Source organism: Pseudomonas sp. KNUC1026 (genome assembly GCF_021650705.1).
Lineage (GTDB): Bacteria > Pseudomonadota > Gammaproteobacteria > Pseudomonadales > Pseudomonadaceae > Aquipseudomonas.
The window spans coordinates 2,271,233-2,294,738 of record NZ_CP087138.1 but is presented as its reverse complement, the minus strand read 5'-3'; the positions used below and the strand labels follow the sequence as shown (position 1 = coordinate 2,294,738).

The 23,506-nt window shown below is 64.5% G+C and carries 16 protein-coding genes and 3 pseudogenes; 10 read left to right on the top strand and 9 right to left on the bottom strand.

Going from position 1 to position 23,506, the window contains the following annotated elements; translation table 11 throughout:
* Positions 1 to 35: 35 nt before the first annotated feature.
* Positions 36 to 1,316, top strand: a complete 1,281-nt coding sequence (gene serS / locus LN139_RS10605) for a serine--tRNA ligase (protein WP_236359850.1) — start codon at positions 36 to 38, stop codon at positions 1,314 to 1,316.
* A pseudogene (cysG, locus tag LN139_RS10595) lies at positions 1,317 to 2,709 on the top strand (siroheme synthase CysG).
* Between the two features lie 12 nt (positions 2,710 to 2,721).
* Here the strand turns inward: cysG and LN139_RS10590 are convergent.
* Positions 2,722 to 3,171 carry a hypothetical protein gene (locus LN139_RS10590; protein WP_236359848.1) on the bottom strand — a complete coding sequence of 150 codons (450 nt, stop codon included), beginning with the start codon at positions 3,169 to 3,171 and terminating at the stop codon, positions 2,722 to 2,724.
* 318 nt (positions 3,172 to 3,489) lie between these two features.
* On the opposite strand from LN139_RS10590, the gene LN139_RS10585 reads away from it, so the two are divergent.
* The 3 genes and pseudogenes from LN139_RS10585 to LN139_RS24815 all read left to right on the top strand — a co-directional run bounded on the left by LN139_RS10585 (position 3,490) and on the right by LN139_RS24815 (position 7,880).
* Entirely contained in the window at positions 3,490 to 5,214 is a 1,725-nt protein-coding gene (locus LN139_RS10585) for a type I secretion system permease/ATPase (RefSeq protein WP_236359847.1), read from the top strand.
* Positions 5,207 to 6,558, top strand: a pseudogene (locus LN139_RS10580) (HlyD family type I secretion periplasmic adaptor subunit). Before LN139_RS10585 ends, LN139_RS10580 begins: the two are co-directional and overlap by 8 nt.
* Positions 6,559 to 7,880 (top strand): annotated as a pseudogene (locus LN139_RS24815) (TolC family outer membrane protein).
* A 61-nt stretch (positions 7,881 to 7,941) separates the two neighbouring features.
* Here LN139_RS24815 and LN139_RS10565 read toward each other — a convergent pair.
* Positions 7,942 to 8,349, bottom strand: coding sequence for a DoxX-like family protein (locus LN139_RS10565; RefSeq protein WP_236359846.1), 408 nt, complete (start codon positions 8,347 to 8,349; stop codon positions 7,942 to 7,944).
* 235 nt (positions 8,350 to 8,584) lie between these two features.
* Between LN139_RS10565 and LN139_RS10560 the strand changes: the two genes are divergently transcribed.
* Positions 8,585 to 11,116, top strand: a complete 2,532-nt coding sequence (locus tag LN139_RS10560) for a M10 family metallopeptidase C-terminal domain-containing protein (protein ID WP_236359845.1) — start codon at positions 8,585 to 8,587, stop codon at positions 11,114 to 11,116.
* A gap of 176 nt (positions 11,117 to 11,292) precedes the next feature.
* Positions 11,293 to 11,598 (top strand): DUF1652 domain-containing protein, encoded by a 306-nt coding sequence (locus tag LN139_RS10555; protein WP_268944851.1) that lies wholly within the window; start codon positions 11,293 to 11,295, stop codon positions 11,596 to 11,598.
* On the opposite strand, the gene LN139_RS10550 is transcribed toward LN139_RS10555, so the two are convergent.
* The 6 genes from LN139_RS10550 to LN139_RS10525 all read right to left on the bottom strand — a co-directional run bounded on the left by LN139_RS10550 (position 11,578) and on the right by LN139_RS10525 (position 18,306).
* Positions 11,578 to 11,943 (bottom strand): NUDIX domain-containing protein, encoded by a 366-nt coding sequence (locus LN139_RS10550; protein WP_236359843.1) that lies wholly within the window; start codon positions 11,941 to 11,943, stop codon positions 11,578 to 11,580. The two genes, LN139_RS10555 and LN139_RS10550, sit on opposite strands and share 21 nt — an antisense overlap.
* A gap of 16 nt (positions 11,944 to 11,959) precedes the next feature.
* Complete coding sequence (locus LN139_RS10545) at positions 11,960 to 12,685, bottom strand: substrate-binding periplasmic protein (RefSeq protein WP_236359842.1); 726 nt, start codon at positions 12,683 to 12,685, stop codon at positions 11,960 to 11,962.
* Positions 12,682 to 14,022 (bottom strand): GGDEF domain-containing protein, encoded by a 1,341-nt coding sequence (locus LN139_RS10540; RefSeq protein WP_236359841.1) that lies wholly within the window; start codon positions 14,020 to 14,022, stop codon positions 12,682 to 12,684. Before LN139_RS10540 ends, LN139_RS10545 begins: the two co-directional genes overlap by 4 nt.
* A 355-nt stretch (positions 14,023 to 14,377) precedes the next feature.
* On the bottom strand, positions 14,378 to 14,617 hold the full coding sequence (locus LN139_RS10535; protein WP_236359840.1) for a DUF6555 family protein: 240 nt from the start codon (positions 14,615 to 14,617) through the stop codon (positions 14,378 to 14,380).
* A 51-nt stretch (positions 14,618 to 14,668) separates the two neighbouring features.
* Positions 14,669 to 16,879 carry an ergothioneine biosynthesis protein EgtB gene (gene egtB / locus LN139_RS10530; protein WP_236359839.1) on the bottom strand — a complete coding sequence of 737 codons (2,211 nt, stop codon included), beginning with the start codon at positions 16,877 to 16,879 and terminating at the stop codon, positions 14,669 to 14,671.
* Positions 16,880 to 16,944: 65 nt separating this feature from the next.
* Positions 16,945 to 18,306 (bottom strand): cation:proton antiporter, encoded by a 1,362-nt coding sequence (locus LN139_RS10525; protein ID WP_236359838.1) that lies wholly within the window; start codon positions 18,304 to 18,306, stop codon positions 16,945 to 16,947.
* A 177-nt stretch (positions 18,307 to 18,483) separates the two neighbouring features.
* On the opposite strand from LN139_RS10525, the gene LN139_RS10520 reads away from it, so the two are divergent.
* The 3 genes from LN139_RS10520 to LN139_RS10510 are packed head-to-tail and all read left to right on the top strand — an operon-like array spanning position 18,484 to position 22,164.
* Positions 18,484 to 19,926, top strand: coding sequence for an ATPase domain-containing protein (locus tag LN139_RS10520; protein WP_236359837.1), 1,443 nt, complete (start codon positions 18,484 to 18,486; stop codon positions 19,924 to 19,926).
* A 21-nt stretch (positions 19,927 to 19,947) separates the two neighbouring features.
* On the top strand, positions 19,948 to 20,316 hold the full coding sequence (locus tag LN139_RS10515) for a response regulator (protein ID WP_236359836.1): 369 nt from the start codon (positions 19,948 to 19,950) through the stop codon (positions 20,314 to 20,316).
* Between the two features lie 21 nt (positions 20,317 to 20,337).
* Positions 20,338 to 22,164, top strand: coding sequence for a monovalent cation:proton antiporter-2 (CPA2) family protein (locus tag LN139_RS10510; protein ID WP_236359835.1), 1,827 nt, complete (start codon positions 20,338 to 20,340; stop codon positions 22,162 to 22,164).
* Positions 22,165 to 22,172: 8 nt separating this feature from the next.
* Here the strand turns inward: LN139_RS10510 and LN139_RS10505 are convergent, their stop codons facing one another.
* Entirely contained in the window at positions 22,173 to 23,198 is a 1,026-nt protein-coding gene (locus LN139_RS10505) for a hypothetical protein (protein ID WP_236359834.1), read from the bottom strand.
* Positions 23,199 to 23,506 lie beyond the last annotated feature (308 nt).

Sequence of the window (23,506 nt, the reverse complement as noted above, 5' to 3'; positions counted from 1 at the left end):
TGCGTGCCGGCCTGATGAACACACGAGAGACCGACATGCTCGATTCGAAACTGTTACGTGGCCAGCTTCAGGACGTCGCCGCTCGCCTCGCGACCCGCGGCTACAGCCTTGACGTTGCCCGCCTCGATGCCCTGGAAACCCAGCGCAAGGCCGTGCAAACCCGCACCGAGCAGCTGCAGGCCGAACGTAACGCGCGCTCCAAATCCATCGGCCAGGCCAAGGCCCGCGGTGAAGACATCGCCCCCTTGATGGCTGATGTAGAACGCATGGGCGATGAGCTCACCGCCGCCAAGGCGGAGCTTGAAAAGATCCAGGCCGAACTCGATACCATCGTGCTGGGCATTCCCAACCTGCCGGACGAATCGGTGCCGGTGGGCGCTGATGAAGAGGGCAACGTCGAAGTGCGCCGCTGGGGCAGCCCGGCTGCCTTCGAATTCCCGATCCTCGACCACGTTGCTCTGGGTGAGAAGAACGGCTGGCTCGACTTCGAGAGCGCCGCGCAGTTGTCTGGCGCCCGCTTCGCCGTGCTGCGGGGCCCGATTGCCCGCCTGCATCGCGCGCTGGCGCAGTTCATGCTCAACCTGCACGTCAATGAGCACGGCTACGAAGAGTGCTACACCCCTTACCTGGTGCAGGCGCCGGCGCTGCAAGGCACCGGCCAGTTGCCCAAGTTCGAGGAAGACCTGTTCAAGATCACTCGCGAAGGTGAGGCCGACCTTTACCTGATCCCTACCGCCGAAGTGTCGCTGACCAACCTGGTCGCCGGCCGCATCGTCGATGCCAAGGAGCTGCCGCTCAAGCTCTGCGCACACACCCCGTGCTTTCGCAGCGAAGCCGGCGCTTCGGGCCGTGACACGCGCGGCATGATCCGCCAGCACCAGTTCGACAAGGTCGAGATGGTTCAGGTAGTCGAGCCTGCCAAGTCTATGGAAGCCCTGGAAAGCCTGACGGCCAATGCCGAACGCGTGCTCCAGGCACTGGAGCTGCCCTATCGGGTGCTGGCCCTGTGCACTGGCGACATGGGCTTCTCGGCCGTGAAAACCTACGACCTGGAAGTGTGGGTCCCCAGCCAGGACAAATATCGCGAGATCTCTTCGTGCTCCAACACCGGGGACTTCCAGGCGCGGCGCATGCAGGCGCGCTGGCGCAACCCGGAAACCGGCAAGCCTGAGCTGCTGCATACCCTCAACGGTTCGGGCCTGGCTGTGGGCCGTACGCTGGTGGCAGTGCTGGAGAACTACCAGCAGGCCGATGGCAGCATTCGTGTTCCCGAGGTGCTCAAGCCCTACATGGGCGGCCTCGAGGTTATCGGCTGAATGAAATACCTGCCGTTGTTTCACGCCCTTGCCGGGCGCCAGGTGCTGGTCGTCGGGGGCGGTGAAATCGCGCTGCGCAAGTCACGCCTGGTGGCCAATGCCGGTGCGCGATTGCGTGTGGTAGCACCCGAGATCGAGCCCCAGCTGGCGCAGTTGCTGGCCGAGCAGGGCGGTCACGGGGTGTTGCGGGGCTATCAGCACGCGGACCAGGACGGTTGCCAACTGGTGATCGCCGCCACCGACGACACCGAGCTCAACGCACAGGTCTCAGCGGAGGCGCACCGGCGCGGCGTGCCGGTCAACGTGGTGGATGCGCCGGCGCTGTGCTCGGTGATCTTCCCGGCGATCGTCGATCGCTCCCCCTTGGTGGTGGCGGTGTCCAGCGGCGGCGACGCGCCAGTACTGGCGCGGCTGATCCGCGCTCGGCTCGAAGCGTGGATTCCAGCGCGCTACGGCGAGCTGGCGGCGCTGGCTGCGCGTTTTCGTGACCGGGTCAAGCAGTTGTATCCCGAACACCAACCAGCGCCGCGCATTCTGGGAAGAGGTGTTTCAGGGGCCGGTCGCGGATCGCCAGCTGGCCGGGCAGGCCGAGGAGGCCGCACGGCTGCTCGCCGAACGTGTCGAAGGCGCGCCGCCCCATGCGCCGGGCGAGGTGTACCTCGTCGGTGCCGGGCCGGGTGACCCCGACCTGCTGACTTTCCGCGCATTGCGGCTGATGCAGCAGGCCGATGTGGTGCTGTACGACCGCCTCGTCGCGCCGTCGATCATCGACCTGTGCCGCCGCGATGCCGAGCGCATCTATGTCGGCAAGCGGCGCGCCGAGCATGCGGTGCCGCAAGGTGAGATCAATCAGTTGCTGGTGCAGCTGGCGCAGCAAGGCAAGCGTGTAGTGCGGCTCAAGGGCGGCGACCCGTTCATCTTCGGCCGTGGTGGCGAGGAAATCGAAGAGCTGGCCGCCCACGGCATCCCTTTCCAGGTAGTGCCCGGTATCACGGCGGCCAGCGGCTGTGCGGCCTACGCGGGCATTCCGCTGACTCATCGTGACCACGCCCAATCGGTTCGTTTCATCACCGGCCACCTGAAGGACGGCACCACCGACCTGCCGTGGCGTGACCTGGTCGCCCCGGCGCAGACCCTGGTGTTCTACATGGGGCTGGTAGGGTTGCCGGCGATCTGTGAAGGGCTGATCCGCCATGGCCGCGCGGCCGATACCCCGGCGGCGCTGATTCAGCAGGGCACCACCGCACACCAGCGGGTGTTCACCGGCACCTTGGGCAACCTGCCGGCGCTGGTGGCCGAGCACGAAGTGCACGCACCCACGCTGGTGATCGTGGGCGAAGTGGTTACCCTGCGCGAGAAGCTCGCCTGGTTCGAAGGCGCAGAGCTTTCCTGAAGGGCGCGGCGCTCAACCGAGCGCCGAGTGCCGAATCATCGCCAGCAGGCGCTCTGCCTGGTCGGTGGCGGGCTTCCCGTCACTGCCGGCGTTGGCGGTGCCTCCACTTCCAGCGCTCGCAGCCACACTCGCCACCACAGTGCTACTGGTGCTGGCCGCTTCTGTTTCGATGCCGTTAGCAGTGCTGGCCGTCTGCTCATCCTTGATGCCGAGCTTCTCTTTCATGATCTGCGCGATCTTGTTTTCGATCTGGGCGCGCTGATCAACCGGCATTTTTCGTAATGAATCTTCACTCAGCCCCAACTGCTCTAGAATCAGGGCCCGCATGCGTTGTGCCGGGGTCATGGACATCAATGCAGCGAACTCTGCCGTTGCGCCCGTGGTGCTGTCGTTGTCGTCCGTTTTGCGGTTTCCGGTCAGGCTGCTGACCCGCAGGACCTTGCTGATATCGGTAATGCTCATGCGCGGTTCTCCTTGATGATCAGCAGCCTGTAGCAAAGCCTGAGCCAACCTTTCAAAGCCAAGCCCTGCAAGGGTTTGCGGGCCTTTCGAGCGACGTGGCCGGCAACCGTTTGCCGCCCCGCTGCATAACTTTGCCGCCCTTCGTCGGCTGCATCTGGCTGCGTCAGTGCAATGGCGTTAGGGTCGCGTTCGGGCCTTCTCGGCCGCCAACCTGTTGTTCCCCGGCGATTTCGAGCCGGTGATGGGACTTCGCCATGATGGCGGAATGAAACGGAACTTCCACGGTCACATGTGCCGATTCGGACTTCAGGTGCCCCTATGCGCTTCTCCCTCGACCCTCGCAACGACATCGATGCCGCCTTGCTGGCCTACCGAAAGGTGTTCTGGTCGCTGGCGATCTTCAGTGGCGTGATCAACCTGCTGGTGCTGGTGCCTTCGCTGTACATGATGCAGGTCTACGACCGTGTGCTCACCAGCCGTAATGAAACGACGCTGATCATGCTCACGGTGATTGCCCTGGGCCTGTTCTGGATCAGTGGCCTGATCGAATGGCTGCGGGGGCAGGTGATGATTCGTATGAGCTCCGGCATCGACGAACAATTGGCGGGGCGGCTGTATGACGCCACCTTCGCCCGCAGCCTGCGCACCCACGATGGCAACCCGGCCCAGGTGTTCACCGACCTGACGCAACTGCGCCAATTCATCACCGGCCAAGGCATGCTGGCAATGCTGGATGCACCATGGCTACCTGTGTTCATGATCATCGCGTTTCTCTTTCACCCCTGGTTCGGCATCCTTTCGATGGTGGTCGCACTGTTGCTGATCGGCCTGGCGCTGTGGGGCGAAATGGCGACCCGCCCGCTGTTGATGGAAGCCAATGGTTATTCCGCCAAGGCCGGCAACTATGTGAACGCGACTCTGCAGAACGCCGAGGTGATCCAGGCCATGGGCTTGCTGCCTGCGCTGCGCCAGCGCTGGTACAGCCTGCAACAGCACATGATCAGTGCCCAGGCAGACGCCAGTGATCGCAGTGCGCGCATCACTGCCATGACCCGCTTCGTGCGCATCGCCGCGCAGTCGCTGTCGTTGGGCCTCGGCGCTTTGCTGGTGCTGGAAGGGCAGATCAGCGCCGGCATGATGATCGCCATGTCGCTGTTGCTGGGCCGTGCGCTGGCGCCGGTGGAGGTAGCCATCGCTTCGTGGAAGACCTTCGTTGGTGCGCGCCAGTCCTATCACCGCCTCACCGCACTGCTCCATGAGGAGCCCGAGCGTGTGCCGCCGCTGCCGTTGCCGGCGCCGACCGGTGCGCTCAGCGTCGAACAGCTGGACATCGGCCCGCCCGGCGCGCCTGAGCCTGTGCTGCGCGGGGTGCAGTTCGCGCTGCAGCCTGGCGAAGTGCTCGCGGTGATCGGCCCGAGTGCCTCGGGCAAGTCGAGCCTGGCACGCGCGCTGGTGGGGATCTGGCGCCCGAGCGCCGGCGCCGTGCGCCTCGATGGCGCGCCACTGGACCAGTGGGCCGCCGAGCACCTCGGGCCACATCTGGGCTATCTGCCTCAGGACATCGAGCTGTTCGACGGCAGCGTGGCGGAAAACATCGCCCGCTTCGGCGACCTGGCGGCCGAGCCGATCATCCAGGCGGCGCGCCACGCCGGCATCCACGACATGATCCTGCGTTTTCCCAATGGCTACGACACCCGCCTTGGCCCGGGTGGCCTTGGCCTTTCCGGCGGCCAGAAGCAACGCCTGGGCCTGGCCCGCGCGCTGTTCGGCATGCCCAAACTGATTGTGCTGGATGAGCCGAACTCCAACCTCGACGAGGCCGGTGAAGCGGCGCTGGTGCAAGCCCTGCGCGCGCTAAAGAATGCCGGCAGTACCGTGGTGATGATTACCCACCGCCCGAGCATCCTGGGCGTGGTCGACCGCATCCTGGTGCTCAATAACGGCCGCCAGCAGCTGTATGGCCCGAAAGAACAGGTGCTCAAGGCGGTGATGCCGCCTCAGCAAACCCCAACCGTGATCAAAGGAGCCCGCCAGGATGGCTGATCTCGCCCCCAAACGCCCTCTGGTGGAAGTGCCCAAGCCCAGCCGCGAGGTGGCCAGCATCGATGCTGCCAGCACTGCCCGGCGTGGCCTGTGGTTTCTGCTCATCGCCTTGGGCGGGTTTCTCGCCTGGGCTTTTTTCGCGCCGCTCGATCAGGGCGTGGTCGGCCAGGGCACCGTGGTGGTGGCCGGTGAACGCAAGACCGTGCAGCCCCTGGTGGCTGGTGTGGTGCAGAAGATCCTGGTCAACGAAGGTGACCTGGTCAAACAGGGCCAGTTGCTGGTGCAGCTCAATACTGTGCAGGCCCAGGCGCAACTGGACGTGAACCGCGGCAAGCTGATCACCGCGCGCGCCACGGAGGCCCGGCTGACCGCAGAGCGCCTGCGCCAGAGCCAGATCACCTGGCCACCCGAGCTGTTGGCAATGAAAGATGACCCACGCGCCCAGGCGGCGATGGCGTTGCAGCAAAACCTCTTCGCCGCCCGCGCCGCCGAGCTCAAGAGCCGCCAGGGCATCGTCGAGCATCAGATCAATGCCGATGGCCAGCAGCTCAAGGCCTATCAGGAAGTCCGCTCCAATTACGGCACGCAGCTCAAGTTCCAGCAGGAAGAGCTGGTGGGCCTGCGCGACCTGGCCAAAGACGGCTACGTGCCGCGTGCCAAGCTGTTCGAGGCTGAGCGCAACTCGGCGCAGATGGCGGGCAACTTGCCACCAGCATCGGCGACATCGGTAAGACCCAGCAGTCGATGAACGAGAACAAGCTCAAGCTGTTGCAACAGGATCAGGAATTCCGCCGCGATGCCGAGAGCCAGTTGAGCGACATAACCGCCCAGGCCTCCGGCTACGCCGATCAGATCGCTGCGCTGGAATTCGAAGTGGCCAACGGCGCGCTCAGGGCGCCGGTCGATGGCCAGGTGCTGGACTTGACTGTGCACACCATCGGCGGTGTCGCCACTGCCGGCCAGGCGCTGATGTCGGTAGTGCCGCTGGATTCACCGCTGAGCGTGACCGCGCGCTTCCAGCCGATGATGGCCAACAAGCTCAAGCCCGGGCTGCCGGTGCAGGTCCATTTCACTGCGTTGCAGCGCGTGGATACCCCAGTGATGGTGGGCAAGGTGACCACCGTTTCGGCCGACCAGCTCGTCGACCAGCAGACGCACCAGCCGTATTTCTCGGCCCGCGTCGAGCTGCCGCCGGACAGCCTGGCCAAGCTGCGCGACAGTGGCTTGCCGGTCAAGCCGGGGATGCTCGCCGACGTGACCGTGGTCACCGGCGAGCGCACCCTGGTCAACTACCTCATGAAACCGTTGCGCGAGCGTTTGCTGGCTGCTTTCAAGGAAGAATGAATGCGAACCTTGTGGATCGCCGTGGCGCTGTTCTGCGCCTCGGTACAGGCTGCCGAACCGCAACCGCTGACGCTCACCCAGCTGTATGACGCCTCCCGGCTCAATGACCCGGTGATGCGCTCCGCCGACTTCGCTCACCGTGCTTCGCAAAACGAAGAGGCGATCGGTTTTGGTGGCTTGTTGCCGCAGGTCTCGCTGAATTCGCGCTACGGGCGCAGCGGCCGCACAGACGGCGGCAGTGACTCCGAATTCGTCAACAGTGATGACTACCAGTCCAACAGCATGGCGCTGGTTGCCCAGCAGCCGATCTACGACAAGGGCCGCTGGGCGGCTTACCAGGAAGGCAAGGCGCGCGGCTCGCTGGGGAAAGCCAGTACGATGTGGCCAGCCAGTCGCTGTTCGATCGGGTCAGCAAGGCCTACTTCATCGTTGCTCGGCTCGAGAACGAGCTCAAGCTGATTGGCCAGCAGAAGGCCGCGATCAGCGGCTTGCTTGAACAGACCAAACGGCTGTACGCCGCCGGGCAGGGCGCTGTGACCGACATCGACGAAGCGCAGGCGCGCCTCGACCTGGTAGAAGCCCAGGAAGCCGAGAACCAGGCCAACCGCGTCGCTGCCTTGCGCACCTTGGCAGGGCGCGGTGGGTTGCCGGTCTTCGAGGTGGCGCCAATGCAAGAGCTGCCACCGGCGAGTACTCCGCTGGAGCCCCAGCGCACACTCGAGTACTGGGCCAACCTTGCGCGCAATGCCAGCCCCGAGCTGACTGCGCGGGCAGCACAGGTGCGGGTCGCCGAGGCCCAGACCGAGAGCCAGCGCGCCGGGCACTACCCGACGTTGTCGCTGACTACCCAGGTGAGCCGCCGCGAGAACAGCCAGTATCAGGAACTCTCACCTCGCCAGGACAGCTACTACGTAGGCCTGTCGCTGGACATCCCGCTGTACCGGGGTGGCAGTACCAGCGCTTCGGTGCGCAAGGCCACTGCCAACCTCGCCGGCGCCCAGGCCGACTACGACGCCGAGCGCCAGCAGCTGACCGAGGACGTTGAAACCGATTACATGGGCGTGGTCGCCGGCTTCGCCAAGTGCAAGGCGCTGCAGCGTGCGGTGGAATCGAACCAGAAGGCGTTGATCTCTACCGAAAAAGGCTACCAGGGCGGAGTGCGCTCCACCGTCGACATCCTCGACGCCCAGCAGCGCCTGTTCGAAGCCCGCCGTGACCTGCTCAACAGCAAGCTCGACATGCTCACCAGCTACGTGAGCCTGCATGTACGCACCGGCCAGATGGACCGTGGCGTGCTGGAGCGAGTGCAGCACCTTTTCTGAACCTGGGCTGCTCGCCTGTCGCGCGGCAAGCCGCCCTCCCACTTGATCCGTGGGAGGCAGGCTAGCCGGGCGACGCAATGGCGCCTCTGCCACCGAGCCGGTGCCCCTCGGCCACCCACACCACCGCACACAAGGCCAGGCACGCAAGGTTCAGGCTCACCGGGTTGAACGCCTGCACCAGCAGGCCTGGCAACACCACGGCGACATCCACCAGCAGGCCCAGCAGCATCGCTGCACACACCAGCAGCGATAGCCGCCGGGCAATCCCACTGATCAGCCACAGCGCGATGCCTACCTCAAGCACTCCGAAACCCATCGCCAGCCAACGCGGTTCGGCCAGCCCATGAGCCTGGATCATCTGCACCTCCCCGGGGCTGAGGAACAGGATCTTGGGCACCAGCCCATGCCAGGCGAACACCAGCGCGAGGGCACCGCGGGCAAGCCAGGTGATACGTTGCAACGGGGGCATGGCGATACTCACAGGAGAGGCTAGGGCGCTACCTTAGCGCAGCTCGCGAGGGCAATCTCCAGGTCTGGGAGTCGAAGTGAAAAATCCTACAGATGTTTAGGAACTCGCCCCGCCGACGCAGGCTTCGCCAAGTTCCCAACACCCTTCGTCGGAACCCTGCGCCTGTGCGTCAACAAATCGACAATCTTCAGGTCCAAGCGCTTCAAGCGGTTGATCAACCTACAGGAGCGACCCGATGACACCCACCCTCTACGACATCACTGCCTATGGCGCCAAGGGCGACGGCCAGACCGACGACACTCAGGCGATTCAGAAGGCGATCAACGCAGCCGCCGCAGCCGGAGGCGGGCGTGTTGTCGTCCCCGAGGGCACCTGGCTGGTCAGCGATGGCAATGGTGACGGCGCTGCGCTGAAGCTGCTGTCGGGCGTGACTCTGGTCGACTCTGGCCTGGGTGCCAGCACGTTGAAGCTGGCCGATGGCTCGCAGGGTGATCTGTCGGTGGTGGCGGTGGGTTCGAGTTCGGCGACTGGCGCAGGGGTGTCCAACCTGCAGATCGATGGCAATAGCGCTAACACCCAGGGCAATGTGACCGGGTTGAGCCTGCAGGGCAGCAGCCTGCGCGTCGATGGGGTGACCGTGCACGATGCCAGCGGCACAGGGTTCACCGCCACCCACGGCGCCATGGGCTTGTACCTGGGCAATAACACCGCGCTGCGCAATGGCCTCGATGGCTTCGCCCTGAGCGACCTGACCGGCGCGACCGTGCAAGACAACCGCGCCGTGAACAACGGCCGCAACGGCCTCGATGTGGTGGTCGGCGGCCAACCGTTGACCCTGGCCGATAACGACAGCATTGGCAATGGCGGCGACGGCATCGATCTGCACCGTGACGGCAAGGCCGGCAATGGCTTCGTCAACGTCATCAGCGGCGAAGTCGCCGGCAATGGTGCCGACGGCATTCGCGTGCGCGGTGTCGAATACGGCGGCGTGAACAACGTACAGTTGCATGGCAACGGCAGCTCGGCGGTGGAGTTGCAGGGCAGCTCGCACATCAACGTGGCATCCAACACGATCTACGGCAATGCCCAGGCGGCATCGGTGGCCGAAATCACCGTGCGCGGCCAGGAAGGCCAGGCCGCTGAAAAGAACTTCATCTATGACAACCTGATCACCGGCGGCGGCGCAGCCACCTACGGCATCGCCGAAGTCGACCCCACCAGCGGCCAGGTCAGCGGCACACTGGCCTTTGGCAACGTCATCAACCACACCACCCAGGGCGACCTGCTGGTGCAGAGCCCTGGCAGCCAGGTGAACAACAACCCTGCCGGGCTGGTGCTGCAAGGCACTGCCGGCGCAGACACCATCGACGGCGGGCGCCAGGACGAATTGATCATGGGCGGTGCCGGCAACGACCAGCTCTCGGGCGGTGCCGGCAATGATGTACTGGTCGGCGGCGCTGGCGCAGATGTGCTGACCGGCGGCACCGGCAGCGATGTGTTCCGCTTCGACCGCATCAGCGACAGTTACCAGGGCCGCAGCGACCTGATCACCGATTTCGACACCCAGCGCGATGTGGTCGATGCCGCGAGCCTCGGCTTCAGCAAACTCGGCGACGGCCACGGCGGCACGCTGCAACTGAGCTTCAGCGACGGGGTGACCTGGCTGCGCAGCCTGGACGCCGACCGCAGCGGGCACCGCTTTGAAGTCGGCCTGCAAGGCGACTACCGCGACAGCTTCAGCGACGCCAACCTGCAACCGCTGATCACTGGCACCCGCCACAACAACATCATCACCGGCACCGATGCCGGTGAAACCATCAAAGCCGGAGACGGCCGTGACACGGTGGACGGCGGGGCGGGCGATGACCGCATCATCGGCGGCAAGGGTGGCGACATCCTGACCGGCGGCAGCGGCGCCGACACCTTCGTCTACACCCACATCAGCGACAGCGTGCGCAATGACCTGACCGGCAGCTACAGCGGCCGCGACCTGATCACCGACTTCAACGGCAATGCCCACGACCAGATCGACGTCAGTGCGCTGGGCTTCACGGGCCTTGGCAATGGCTACGGTGGCACGCTCAAGGTCGTGCTGAATCAGGCTGGCACCATGACTGCGCTCAAGTCGCTGGAAGCCGACGCCAATGGTGATCGCTTCGAGATCCTGCTCAAGGGCGATCACGCCAACGAGCTCAACGCCTACAGCGTGCTGTTTGCCCCGGCCAGGGACGCGCAGGCGGTGACCACCTCGCAGCCATTCGATAACGCACATCTGGTGGGCACCGATGAAGCCAACCAGCTGTTCGGTGACTGGACCGACGACCGCCTGGAAGGCCTGGGCGGCAACGACCAGCTGGACGGCGGTGCCGGCGACGACGTATTGATCGGCGGAGCGGGGGCCGACGTGCTGACGGGCGGCTCGGGTGCCGATACGTTCCTTTACCAGGCCATCGGCGACAGCTACCGCGGCAACGGTACCAGCGACCTGATCACCGACTTCACCGTTGGCGTGGACCGCATCGATGTTGCAGCCCTGGGCTTCACCGGGCTTGGCAACGGCAACAACCACACCTTGAGCGTGACCTACAACCAGAGCCTGGACCGCACCTACCTGCGCAACAACCAGGCCGACAGCGATGGCCACAGTTTCCAAGTGAGCCTGGCGGGCGATTACCGGCAAACCTTGCGCGAAACCGACTTCGTCTTCGACCACGATCAGCCAGCCTTGGCGGCCCTGGGCACTCCGGCGCAGGAGCACCATGGATGACAGTTGGTCAGCTGAAACCATTCCGTTGCGTAGTTAGGCATCGACATTGCAAATGTGAGGTCGAAACGGCGTGCTTGGCGGGTTTCTGACGCTTTTGATCGTCATTTCGGTGGAACGGCTACCGAAATGGCGGCGTCTATCGAGCATGGCCACCGATATTCCCTTGGAGAGCGCCTGTGATACCCAACGCTGAATTGCGCCGAATCATCGAGTCGAGTTTCTTGCCGTTGAACTGCCACTGCGACATTCGCCCTGGCGGCACGATGACCATCGAAGTGTGGGATTCGGTCACCGGCCAGGTGGACCTGCTGCACGTAGGCGTGCCGACCACCGAGCTGGTCAGTATTCGTGCGGTCAACAACCTGGTGGCGGAGTTGCGCGCAGAGCTGCGCGCGAATCAGGAATGGTTCGAGCGCACCAACAACAAGGACGGCAAGCCGACCAGCTTTTCTGCCTGTGGCTCAGACGGTAACGCCAAGTAAGGCGAGCGCGCTTTTGTTCAATCGTTCCTCCAGCAACTCGTGCTGGCTGAACCAGCGGCAGTCGGCTATCTCGTTCAGCGCGACTGCCTGCTGGTCCGGCTGCAGGTGCGTTTCGAAAACGTAATGCTGCGTCGATTTGACCGCACGTTGGTCAAGAAACCCGAGCGCGGCAGCATTGATGCCGGTTTCTTCAGCCAGTTCCCTGATCGCAGCCTGCTCGGGCGTCTCCCGCGCTTCCAGCTTGCCGCCGGGCAGGTTCCACTTCGCATTGGGCTTGCGCACCAGCAAAACTTTGTCGCCTTGCCAGCAGAGGATGGTCGCACGATGTTTGGTCAGCTGGGGCATAGGCGTTCCCTGTCAGTCACGGGCGGTGTGGCAGCGCGCCCTGGGCCTTGAGCGCGTTGAACGCTCTGGTGATTGTGACCACCATTGCAGGCTCTGTGTTCCGGCTCAGCGCGAGATAGAGCCCTGCCGCGATTTCATTCAGCGGCAGCGCCGCTTCCAGTGCGGTGCAATCGAACGCTTCCAGCTCGCAGCGGCGGCTCACTTCGCTGGGGCTCATCGCGACAAGGTCGGCCTGGCCATTGATCAGTCGCCGGAAGGCCTCGCTGCCGTTGGCGGTCTGCAACAGGCGGGTAAAGCCATTGGCCTGCAGGTAGTGTTCGCGCACGTCGTCGCGCACCACTGCCACGCTCAGCTCGCGGGCATCCTCCAGATGCGCCACCGGCGGCTTGCCCATGCCGCGAAGGCGGTAGAGCGTCGGCACGGTACGGTCGTACTCGCCCACCCAGTGAAAGGAACTCTCACGGGCCGGCGTTCGGATGATCGGGAAGATCATCACTGCGTTGCCCGAGAGCGCCAGGTCATAAGCACGGGCCCAGGGCAACAGGCTGATGTGGAAGTCGCTGATACCGGCCTTGGCCATCAGTACCTTGGCGAAGTCGATGTCCGGGCCTGCCACTTCGCCATCCTGAATGTAGGCAAGCGAAGACTCTTCGGTTACCAGCTCCAGAGTCTGTGCCTGGGCGCAGGTGGCCGCGGCCCACACTGCCAGCAGGCACAGCATGCGTTGAACGCTTCGCTTCATCCGGCACCTCCGCCGAGCCATTGGCCGACCCGATCGCGGCCATCACTCTTGGCGCGGTACAGAGCCTGGTCGGCGCGTTGCAGCAATTGGTCGAAGTGCGTAAGCCCCGCATCGAGCTGCGCGATGCCTACCGACAGCGTTACCCAAGGCGAGATGGGCGAGCCGACGTGGGGAAGGCGCAAGTCGGCAAGCCCGGCGCGCAGGCGCTCGGCTGCCACCTGCGCCTGTTCGGCATCGATGCCTGGCAGCAGCACTGCAAACTCTTCACCGCCCAGCCGAGCCGGGACTTCACCTGCACGGGCAAAGCTCTGCGCCAGCAGGTGCGCCACCTGGCGCAGGCAATCGTCGCCCTGAGCATGCCCGTAACTGTCGTTGTAGCGCTTGAAGAAATCCACATCGCACATCAGCACGGTCAGGGGCTGGCCATCGCGCAGCGCGCGGCGAAACGCTTGTTCCTTGAGTTCGTCGAACTGGCGGCGGTTGGCAAGGCCGGTGAGTGGATCGTGGCGTGACAGGTGCTCGAGCCGCAGGTTGGCTTCCTGCAACTGGGCCGTGCGCTGGGCAACCTGGTTGGCCAACTGATCGCGGCTTTCGGCCAGCGCCAGCTCGGCCAGGCGGTGACGCTCAAGGTATTCCGCCATGCTTTCCTGCAGTGAGTTGATGCGGGTTTCGAGCAGGTGGAGCTCATCGTTGCGCACCTTGCGCCGGTTCAGGCGCAGGCGCTGGCTGAGGTTTTCCGGGCCCATTTCGCCCAGGTGGCGAGCCATGTGGCGCACGTGCACTGTCACCTGGCGGTTGAAGATGGCCATGATCAGCCCGGCCAGCAGCAGCGACTGCACAAGCTGCGTCAGCAGGATGCCCAGCAGCTCACGCCACAGGCGTTGCCACAGCAGGGCGGGGTCGCCTTCCAGGCGCAGGGTGCCCACCACCTGATGTGCGCCGGGCCAGGGTGCAATAGCCAGTTCGCGCAACAGCACGGGCGCACTGCCTGGCTGAGTGAAGCCTGCACGCTGGCGAACATGCTGTTCGTCGGCTCTGCCGGGGCGTGGCACGCTCAGCACCAGGCGGCCCACCGGCGGGGCTTCTGCGACGCTGTCGAGCTGAGTATCCAGATTGTCGTGGTCCAGCTCCCATACCGCACGCGCCAACGGGCCACGAAACACCTGCTCGATCAATTCGAGCTCTGCGTTCATGGCAGCGACGCCCGTGCTCCAGGCATGCCAACTGCGCACCGCAACGGTGACACCGGTGTACAGCAGGCAGAAGACCAGAGTCGCCAATACCAGGCGGCGCCCCAGGGGCTGGCTGACGGGTGCCTGGTTCGGCTCTGTGCGCACGGTCACTGCCAGGGGTGCGCGGTGGCACCTGCCAAGGGGAGGAGGGGATCACGTTCGGGAATGCGGGAGCTGGAATAGATCAACACGGTGTCCTGGTGTTGGGCGGGGCCACAGGCGCAGGTCCAAGGCACCACCTCGATGGAAGCTTCAATGCCTGCCTGCGCCAGAACTGCCTGGGCTACCTCAATGCTCGCACCACCTAACCCTGCGTAGAGCATTCACAGATCAAGCGCCTCAGCCTTGCTATCGGCTTGCCTTGGCCTGGCTTGAGCATCCGCGGCGCTCGGCGCAGGCGCAGTGTGGCAAAATGCTGGCCACATGGAAAGCCCTGCTTCGAACGCCGCGATGAGCCACTTCAAGCGCGGCGCCAGGCGACCCTTTCAATGCCGTATTGCTGAGCCACCGGTACGCTGGTTTTTTGTACCCGCTCACGGCCAAAACGCGCGATCCGGCCGATTCCGGCGTCGCAGCTTGCCCAGTGCCAGGCTTCCTGGTTGTCCATGCGATCGGCGCGAATGACGAAAGATTTCGGCGCACCGTGCAAGGTGTAGTCGATAACGAACAATTGCGCAGCCATTGCAGTAAGAGCCTCCATTGCTAATCCATGCAAACAGAGGCTTGGTTGTCACAAAAATTCCATGAAAGTTCAGCGCAGGCAGAACATCCCCACCTGTGGCGCCTCGCTGAGCCAGTGCTCGCTCACCTTCCACCCGGCGCGTGCGGCCAGCTCGCTGAGCCTGGCCACGCTGAACTTGTGCGAGTTTTCGCTGTGCAGGCTCTCGCCTTCAGCGAAGGTGAACGTACGCCCAGCCAGCGTAACTCGCTGCGCGGTGCGGGCAACCAGGTGCATCTCGATGCGTTCATGCTCAGGGTTCCAGCGCGCCTGGTGGTCGAAGGCGTCGAGGTCAAAGTTCGCGCCCAGCTCACGATTGATCCGCGCCAGCAGATTTTTGTTGAACTCAGCCGTTACACCTTGCCGGTCGTTGTACGCCGCTTCCAACAGGGATACAGGCTTGAGCATGTCCACGCCGACGATGAAACACGCGTTGCGGCCAAGCGACTGGCGGGCCGCACGCATAAAGGCGATGGCATCTTCCTCGACGAAATTACCCAGGGTCGAACCTGGGAAAAACCCGACACGCGGCCGCTCTCGGGCAGCGCTTGGCAGGCTGAGCGGCTGGGTGAAGTCACCGGTCAGTGGCGCAACTTCCAGCCGTGGGTAGCTCAGGCGCAGCGCCTGGCTGGCCCGCTCGAGCGCGTCTTCGCTGATATCCACCGGCACGTAGGCGCCCAATTGAGGGGCTGCATCGAGCAGCAGGCGGGTCTTTTCGCTCGCGCCACTGCCGAATTCGACCAATGCGGCACCTTCCGGGATCAGCGCAGCCAATGCTGGCGCGATGCGCTGCAAAAGGCCGGCCTCGGCACGTGTGGGGTAGTACTCAGGCAGGCAGCAGATGTCTTCGAACAGCCGCGAGCCGCGGGCGTCGTAGAAATACTTGGGTGATAGCGCCTTGGGCGTGGTGCTCAGGCCCGCCAGCACATCCTGGCGAAAACCTGCGAGTGGGTCAGTTGCGGCGGCTGGAGTGGGTACCGACTGCAGCGCATTGGCGCGCCCGTCGCGCGCTAGGCGCAGGCCCGAGCGCGCCCAGCGCGCGTCGGCCGGGAAGAAGTTGCGATAAGTGTGGCGTGAATGGCCAGCCGGCGTGAATTGGCAGCCGCCACGCAGTACGAACTGGTTGCACATGAATTTGCCGTTGTATTCGCCCACCGCACCTTTGGCAGTCTTGAAACCCGGGTAGGCGCTGTAAGCCGTCTGCGTCCACTGCCAGGCGACATCGTCGGTTTGTTCAAGCCAACCGGCACGCGCGGCAACCTCCCACTCTGCCTCGCTGGGCAGCCGCGCCTCTGCCCAACTGGCATAGGCGCTGGCTTCGAAGTAGCTCAGGTGCGTCACGGGGGCCGCCAGGTCCAGCGGCTCCAGGCCGCGCAGGGTCATGGCCAACCAGCCTTCGGCCAGGTGCTCAGGGTGCTCCGGTACACGTTGCCAGTAGCCCGGGGCTTCCCAGCCCTTTGCCTGCACCGTGGCCCAGCCGTCGGAGAGCCAGTGCGCGGCCTGGCGATAACCACCGGCGCCGATGAAGGCCAGCCACTGCCCATTGGTCACCAGCCGGTCGCTGATTTCGAACGGTGCCAGGTAAGCCTTGTGCCTGGGCCCTTCGTTGTCGAAGGCGAACTGCTCACCTTCATGGCCGATCTCGACCAGCGCGCCCGTATGGTGGCGCATGCGCCCGGCGCGGCCGCCAGCGTCACGAGGCCAGGCGGGGTCGTAAGCAGGTTTGAGCGCCGAGCAACTGAACAGGTGCAGGATGTCCATCAGGATCAGCTCCTGATGCTGCTGCTCATGGTTCAGGCCCAGTTCGACCAGCGCCCGCTCGGGTTCTGCCAGCTGCTGTGACAACAGCGCCTGCATGTGCGCGTCCACATGGGCGCGATAGGCCTGGACTTCGCTGAGGGCAGGCCGTGTCATCAGGCCGCGTTGTGGCCGGGGCTGGCGCGGGCCCACCGCCTCATAGTAGGAGTTGAACAGGTAACCGAAAGACTCATCGAAGCACTGGTAACCGGCCAGGTGCGGGATCAGCAGGAAGGTTTCGAAGAACCATGTGGTGTGCCCCAGGTGCCATTTGGTAGGGCTTGCATCAGGCATCGACTGCGCGCCCATGTCCTCGGCCGACAGTGGCGCAGCCAGGCCCAGGCTATGGCTGCGTACCGCATCGTAGCGCTGGCGCAGTTCACGCTCGGGTCGGGGAGCGCGCTGGGCGGATTGCAGGTGGCGGGCCTGTGGCAATGGGGTGGTCATCAGCGGTGCTCCCTCACGAACGGTTATGAGCTTATAAGCGTCGGTCAGCGCTGCGGGCTGCAAGTTCAACCCTTCGAGCCGCCTCCGGTCGAGCGGTTGCGCCTGGCGTAGTGGGCGAGCAGGGGCTGGGTACTGACCCCATGCAGCACGATCGAGAGCGCTACCACCGAAAGCGCCAGCGGTGCCACTACCGCCGCTGCATCTGGCGCAAGGTGGTGGTCCAGGCAGTAACACAGGTAATAGAGCGTGCCGATACCGCGGATGCCGAACCACCCCAGCAGTGCGCGCTGGTGGCCGTTGAGCAACGCCCGGCCGCCGCCGAGCGCCCAGACGCAGACTGGCCGCAGAACGAAGAACAAACCCGCGCCCAGCAACAGCGCGCGGCTGTCCCAATAGCGCCAGAGCAGGGTGCCCAGCAGGGTGATCAGCACCACTTCGAGAATCCGCTCCAGCAGGCTGATGAATGCCAGGATGTCACCCATGATCACGCCGGCGGCCAACTGAGGTTTTTCCAGGGCGTCGAAGTCGGCGACGATCGCCTGGTCCACTGGCTGTTCATGGTGGGCCAGCACAGGCCGGGCCAGGTGTTCGGCGGGCACCTCCGACGCGCTCAGGCGCGCCTCGGCCTGGCGCAACCCTACGCCAGCGGCGAACACTGCAAGAAAGCCCAGCCCGCCAAGGGCACTGGCCAGGGCATAGGCCACCGCGATCAAGGCCAGGGCGAGAAAATCATTGGGCGAGAGGGTGCTGTCTTCGTGGCGCACCCGCAGCGCGATCATCAGGTGCCCAAGGCCACGGCCCAGCCCGTAGCCGACCGCGATCCCTACCGGCAGCGCCCAGAGCAGATCACGCAGCAGCCAGCCCATGAACCACTGCTGGCTGTCGCCGGGCTGGCCGATCAGCAGCAGGCTCAGCAGCACGAACGGGAATGCGGTGCCGTCGTTCAGGCCAGCTTCGCCTGAAAGGCCGAAGCGCACGCGGTCTTCGTCCTGAGCGTTGTTCACTTGCACCATGCTTGCCAGTACTGGGTCGGTAGGCGCCAGCATCGCGCCGAGCAGCACGCTGACTCCCAGCCCCAGGCCCAGCCCGAAGTGCGCAAGGGCCGCCACGCCGGCGATGGTCGCCAGCATTACAGGCCCCGCCAGGCAATAGGCAACGCGCCAGGCGCTGCGCCCCAGGGTCAGGCGCAGCTTGATGCCAGTGCCGAACAACGACACCAGCACGGCTACCTCGGCCAGGCGTTCGAACCAGGGGCTTGCACGTGCAAGGTCGAGATCGATCAGGGCGGCGCCCGCCGGCCCGATGGCCAGGCCAAATGCCAGGCACACCGCCGAGGTGGTCACCGGCAGCCAGCGCAGATAAGCCGAGGCAAGCGCCAGCATCAAAAGCAGCGCCCCCAGCAGGGCAACGTACAACAAAAAACTCATGGCGGCCTTCTATGGCGGGTATTGCGTTGTGACCGCCGGGCGCTGTTGGTGGTTGCAATGCCTTGGAAACATTGCTCCCCCACCGGGCCAAAAGCGAGGTAGAATTTCGCTCTTTAACATGTGGGCCTCCAGGCGTTTTCGCCTCGGCTCATGTCACATTCATAGGCAGGGCAGACTTTGGATAAGCTAAAACGCCTCAAAAGCGGCATTGAGGGCCTCGACGCTTTGCTCAAGGGCGGTTTTGTCGCCGGTGCCTCCTACATCGTGCAGGGTCGCCCGGGGTCTGGCAAAACCATCCTGGCCAATCAGTTGGGCTTTTATCACGCCCGCGAGGGCGGGCGAGTGCTGGTGGCGACGCTGCTGTCCGAGTCGCACGAGCGCCTGTTCCAGTTTCTGTCCACGCTGAGTTTCTTCGAGCCACGGCGCATCGGTGCCGAAATTCAGTTCGTGAGCGCCTTCGACACCCTTGAAAACGAGGGCCTGGACGAGGTAGTCAAGCTGCTCCGTCGCGAGATCAGCCGGCAAAAGGCGACGGTGCTGATCGTCGATGGTTTGCTCAATGCACGGTCCAGGGCCGACTCGCAGATCGACACCAAGAAGTTCATCTCCGAACTGCAAGGCCATGCGGCTTTCGCTGGCTGCACCGTGCTGTTCCTCACCAGTGCCCGGCTCGACGACGGCAGCCCGGAACACACCATGGTCGATGGCGTCATCGAGATGGGCGAGGAGCTGTTCGGCACGCGGGCGGTGCGCCGCATTCAATTGCGCAAAACCCGCGGTAGCGGGGCGCTCTCCGGCTTGCACGAGTGCGAGATCACCGACGATGGCCTGATGGTCTACCCGCGCCTGGAGAGCCTGTACAGCCGCCCGGCGAGCCTCGATTCCTGGAGTGGCGAGCAGGTCAGCAGCGGCATTCCAAGCTTCGACAAGCTCACGCACGGCGGCCTCGCCAAGTGTTCGTCGACCTTGCTGATGGGGCCCTCGGGTGTGGGCAAAACCACTCTGGGCCTGCACTTTCTCAGCGCCGGCACGCCTGAAGAGCCGGCATTGCATTTCGGCTTCTATGAGCCGCCGCTGCGCCTGGTCGCCAAGGCTCGTTCGCTGGGCCTGGACTTCGAGGCGTTGCAGGCCAGCGGCGCACTGCACCTGGACTGGCACCCGGCCACCGAGGGCATGATGGACGCGCTCGCCGCGCGGTTGCTCGCGCAGGTAGACAAGCACGGCATCAAGCGAGTCCTGATCGACAGCTTCGGCGGCATGACGCGCATGACCAGCAATCCGGCACGGTTGTGCGATTTCTTCAGTGTGCTGGTTGGGGAACTGCGCGGCCGTGGCGTGACAGTGATGGGCACCTTCGAGCTGCGCAGCCTGTTCGGGCCAGAGGTCAATTCGCCACTGCCTGACCTGTCGAGCATCCTCGACAACGTCGTGGTGATGCGTTTCGTAGAGCATCAATCTGAACTTAAGCGTTGCCTCACCATTCTGAAGATCAGAGACAGTGACTACGATGCTTCGCTTCGCGAACTGGTAATTGGCGAACAAGGTGTGGAACTGAAAAAGGCTTTCACTGATGCCCAGGCAGTGCTGACCGGTAGCGCTACCCAGGGCAGGGGCCATTAATGCCAGCCAGGTCAATTTGACATGTCAACCATCCTCATCGTCGATGACGAGTACCTGATCGCCGATATCCTTGGGTATGCCCTTGAGGATGAAGGGTACATGGTGGTCAAGGCCAGCAATGGCAAGAAAGGCCTGGACGTTCTCGACCGCGAGCGCCCGGCGCTGGTGATCACCGACTTCATGATGCCCATCATGGACGGCCTCGAGTTCGCCCGCGCAGTACGCGCCCGGCCGGCGTTCGCGCACCTGCCCATCCTGCTGATGAGCGGGGCGCAGGGCAGCATCGGCCGCGCCAGCCCTGAGCTGTTCGCCGAAGTCTTCGACAAGCCCTTCGATATCCAGGCGGTGATCGCCAAGATCCGCGAGTTCGTCGACCCCGCCGGTTTCTAGTTTTAAAGACAAGGAGTGTCCATGCCCGCCGAAAGCCATCTGCTCGAGGCCGCGGTCGTCTTTTTGCTCGCCGCTGTAATTGCCGTACCGCTGGCGCGCCGCCTGCAACTGGGTGCGGTCATCGGTTACCTGCTGGCCGGTGTGGTGATTGGCCCGGGCGTGCTGGGGCTGGTGAGCAACACCCGGAACATCGCACAGATCTCCGAACTGGGCGTTGTGCTGTTGCTGTTCATCATCGGCCTGGAGCTGTCGCCCAGGCGGTTGTGGGTGATGCGCCGCTCGGTGTTCGGCGTCGGCCTTGCGCAGGTGTTGCTCACCGCACTGGTAATCGGCGCCATCGCCTTGCTTGGCTTTGGCCAGCCGCTCAACAGCGCCGTGCTGCTGGGCCTGGGCCTTGCGTTGTCCTCTACGGCATTCGGGCTGCAAAGCCTGGCCGAGCGCAAGGAGCTGAACGCGCCCCATGGCCGGCTGGCCTTTGCCATCCTGCTGTTTCAGGACATCGCTGCCATTCCATTGATCGCCGTAGTGCCGTTGCTGGCCGGCAGCAGCACCCCGGCCGCCGAAGGGGGCACTTTGGAGCATGGCCTGCGCATCCTCGGCAGCGTTGCCGTGGTAGTGGTCGGTGGGCGATACCTGTTGCGGCCGCTGTTCCGCGTCGTGGCCCGGGCGGGCATCCGTGAGGTATCCACCGCCACTGCATTGCTGGTGGTGATCGGCACCGCCTGGCTGATGGAGCTGGCCGGGGTGTCCATGGCGTTGGGCGCCTTTCTGGCGGGGCTGCTGCTGGCCGACTCGGAATACCGCCACGAACTCGAGGCGCAGATCGAGCCGTTCAAAGGGCTGCTGCTGGGCCTGTTCTTCATGAGCGTCGGGATGGGCGCCAACCTCGGGCTGCTGTTGCAAAGCCCGGTGCTGGTGTTGGGTTTGACGTTGCTGTTGCTGCTGACCAAGCTGCCGATCCTCTGGAGCATCGGCCGGCTTGCCGGTGGGTTGTCACGCCAGAGTGCGCTACGCCTGGGCATGGTGCTGGCTGCAGGCGGTGAGTTCGCGTTCGTGGTCTTCAAGCTGGGCCTTGAACAAGGGCTGTTCGATGCCCGCTTGCACGACGTGCTGGTGCTCACCATTACCTTGTCGATGGCGCTGACGCCGCCGATGATGCTGCTCTTCGGCCGCTGGCTGGCCTCGCGGCCCAAGCCCGCGCCGGTGGTGCCTGACGAATACCGTGCCATCGACACCGACGCACCGCGCGTGGTGATCGCCGGCATGGGTCGTATGGGCCAGATCGTCGCGCGGGTGTTGCGGGCCCAGAAAATCCCGTTCGTGGCGCTCGACACCTCCGTCGAAACCATTGAGCTGTCACGCAGCTTCGGCGGCGCGCCGGTGTTCTACGGCGACCCGCTGCGCCAGGAGATCCTGCATGCCGCGCGGGTGGGTGAGGCGGAATACTTCGTGATCGCCACCAACGACCCCGACACCAATATCCAGACCGCCGCGCTGGTGGCCAGGCTCTACCCGCATGTGCGCATCATCGCCCGTGCGCGCAACCGCCAGCACGTGCACAAGCTGGTGGAGATCGGCGCCACGGCAGTGCGCGAGACTTACCACTCAAGCCTTGAAATGACCCGCCTGGCGCTGATGGGCCTGGGGCTGAGCGAAACTCAGGCGCAGGCACGGATTCGCAGGTTTCGCCAGCATGACGAGCAAGTGCTGCGGGCCCAGCATGTGCAGGCCGACGATGCCGCCAGGATTCGCCAGACCGCGCAAGAGGCGAGGGCAGAGCTGGCGCGGCTGTTCGCGGCCGACGAAGAAGACGAGATTCGCGAAAGCCAGGAGCTGGCCAAGGACTGAGAAAAGCCTCAGAACCTGAAGGTCTCCAGCTGAACCGCGGCAGGCTGCTGCACCTGTGAACTGCGCACTGCTTCTTCCTGCTGGCGCCGCTGCTGGGCTGCGGCCTTGGCGGCGGCAACTGCCTTGCGCTCGGCACTTGCCGCGCGTGGGGCCGGTTGAACCTGAGCCATGGCCTGGGCCTGGTCAGCGGTTGGCTGCGTCGCCCAGGCATGGGCCAGGGTGCGAGCCTGCGCGATGTTCTGATTAAGCGCTGCCAACGTAGCGCCATCCTCACCCTTGAGCCCTTGATCGACGCCGCAACCGGCATGGCTGGTGAGTTGCAGCTGGCCGTCGAGTGCGACTGTCTGGACGAAATTGGGGTCGGCCACGGTGACCGTGAACTGCTGTTGCTTTAGCGGCTCGCTCAGGAAGGTGAGCGTGGCGGTACGGCAGGCGGAGTGGAAGTAGACCCCGGAGGCGCGTGCCAGGTCGAGCTTGGCGGTGGCGATCGCATCGCTGGGCACTGCGCCATAGTCGAAGCGGATGGCAACGCTGTTGCCCGCGTTGCGCAACACGGCATAGCGGGTGCCGGCGCTGCTGTCGGGTTGCTCCATCAGGCGCTGGGTGTCGACAGCCAAGGGCAGGGCAGGTTGGCGTTTCTGGCCTTTTTCGGCAGCGGTGTTCTGAGCGGCTGTCACCGTAACCGGTGCCTGTGGGCGCTGCGCCGGGTTGGCATTCATCACCAGGCTGTGAACCAGCCGCGTGCCTTCATAGGTGGTCAACTGAGGCGGAGCGGCCGGGGCCAGGGGCTGGAAACCATAATGGGTGCCGGCGCCCAGCGCCTCTGCCGGTACCGACAGCATTTCGGCGGCGCCCCCCGGTTTGCTGGGCGGCTGCACCAGCAGCAACGAGCGGGCGAGGGTGAATTTGGTGAGGCCGCTGTAGTCGGCCTGTGGGGCGACATGGCTGTCATCGTACAGCACGTAGCGCCACTGGGTCGGAGCAGGGGAACTGCACCCGCTCAGCAGCGGCGCACCCAGCACCAGGGCCAACATCGATGAAATCTTCACAGTCTGGATCCCTCGATACACGACCACTGTGAGTCGGGCGCATCCATTGCGCCGGGCTGAAAGCGCGAACATAGACCGGCCGAGTGAGGTTGTCCAGTGTTGCGTGCGCGGCGGCGACAGGGCGCAGGGCAAAATGTTCCGGGCATTTTCAAAACATCTTGGTTGCTGTGATCGTAGTACGACAACCTTTTGGATTTCGAGGTGTTCGAAGCGCTTCAAAAGGGAAATCGTACCCGGTCAGAGGGCTATCATTTATTCAGCCTGTACGATAACGTATCCCTCGTTGCTCGCAG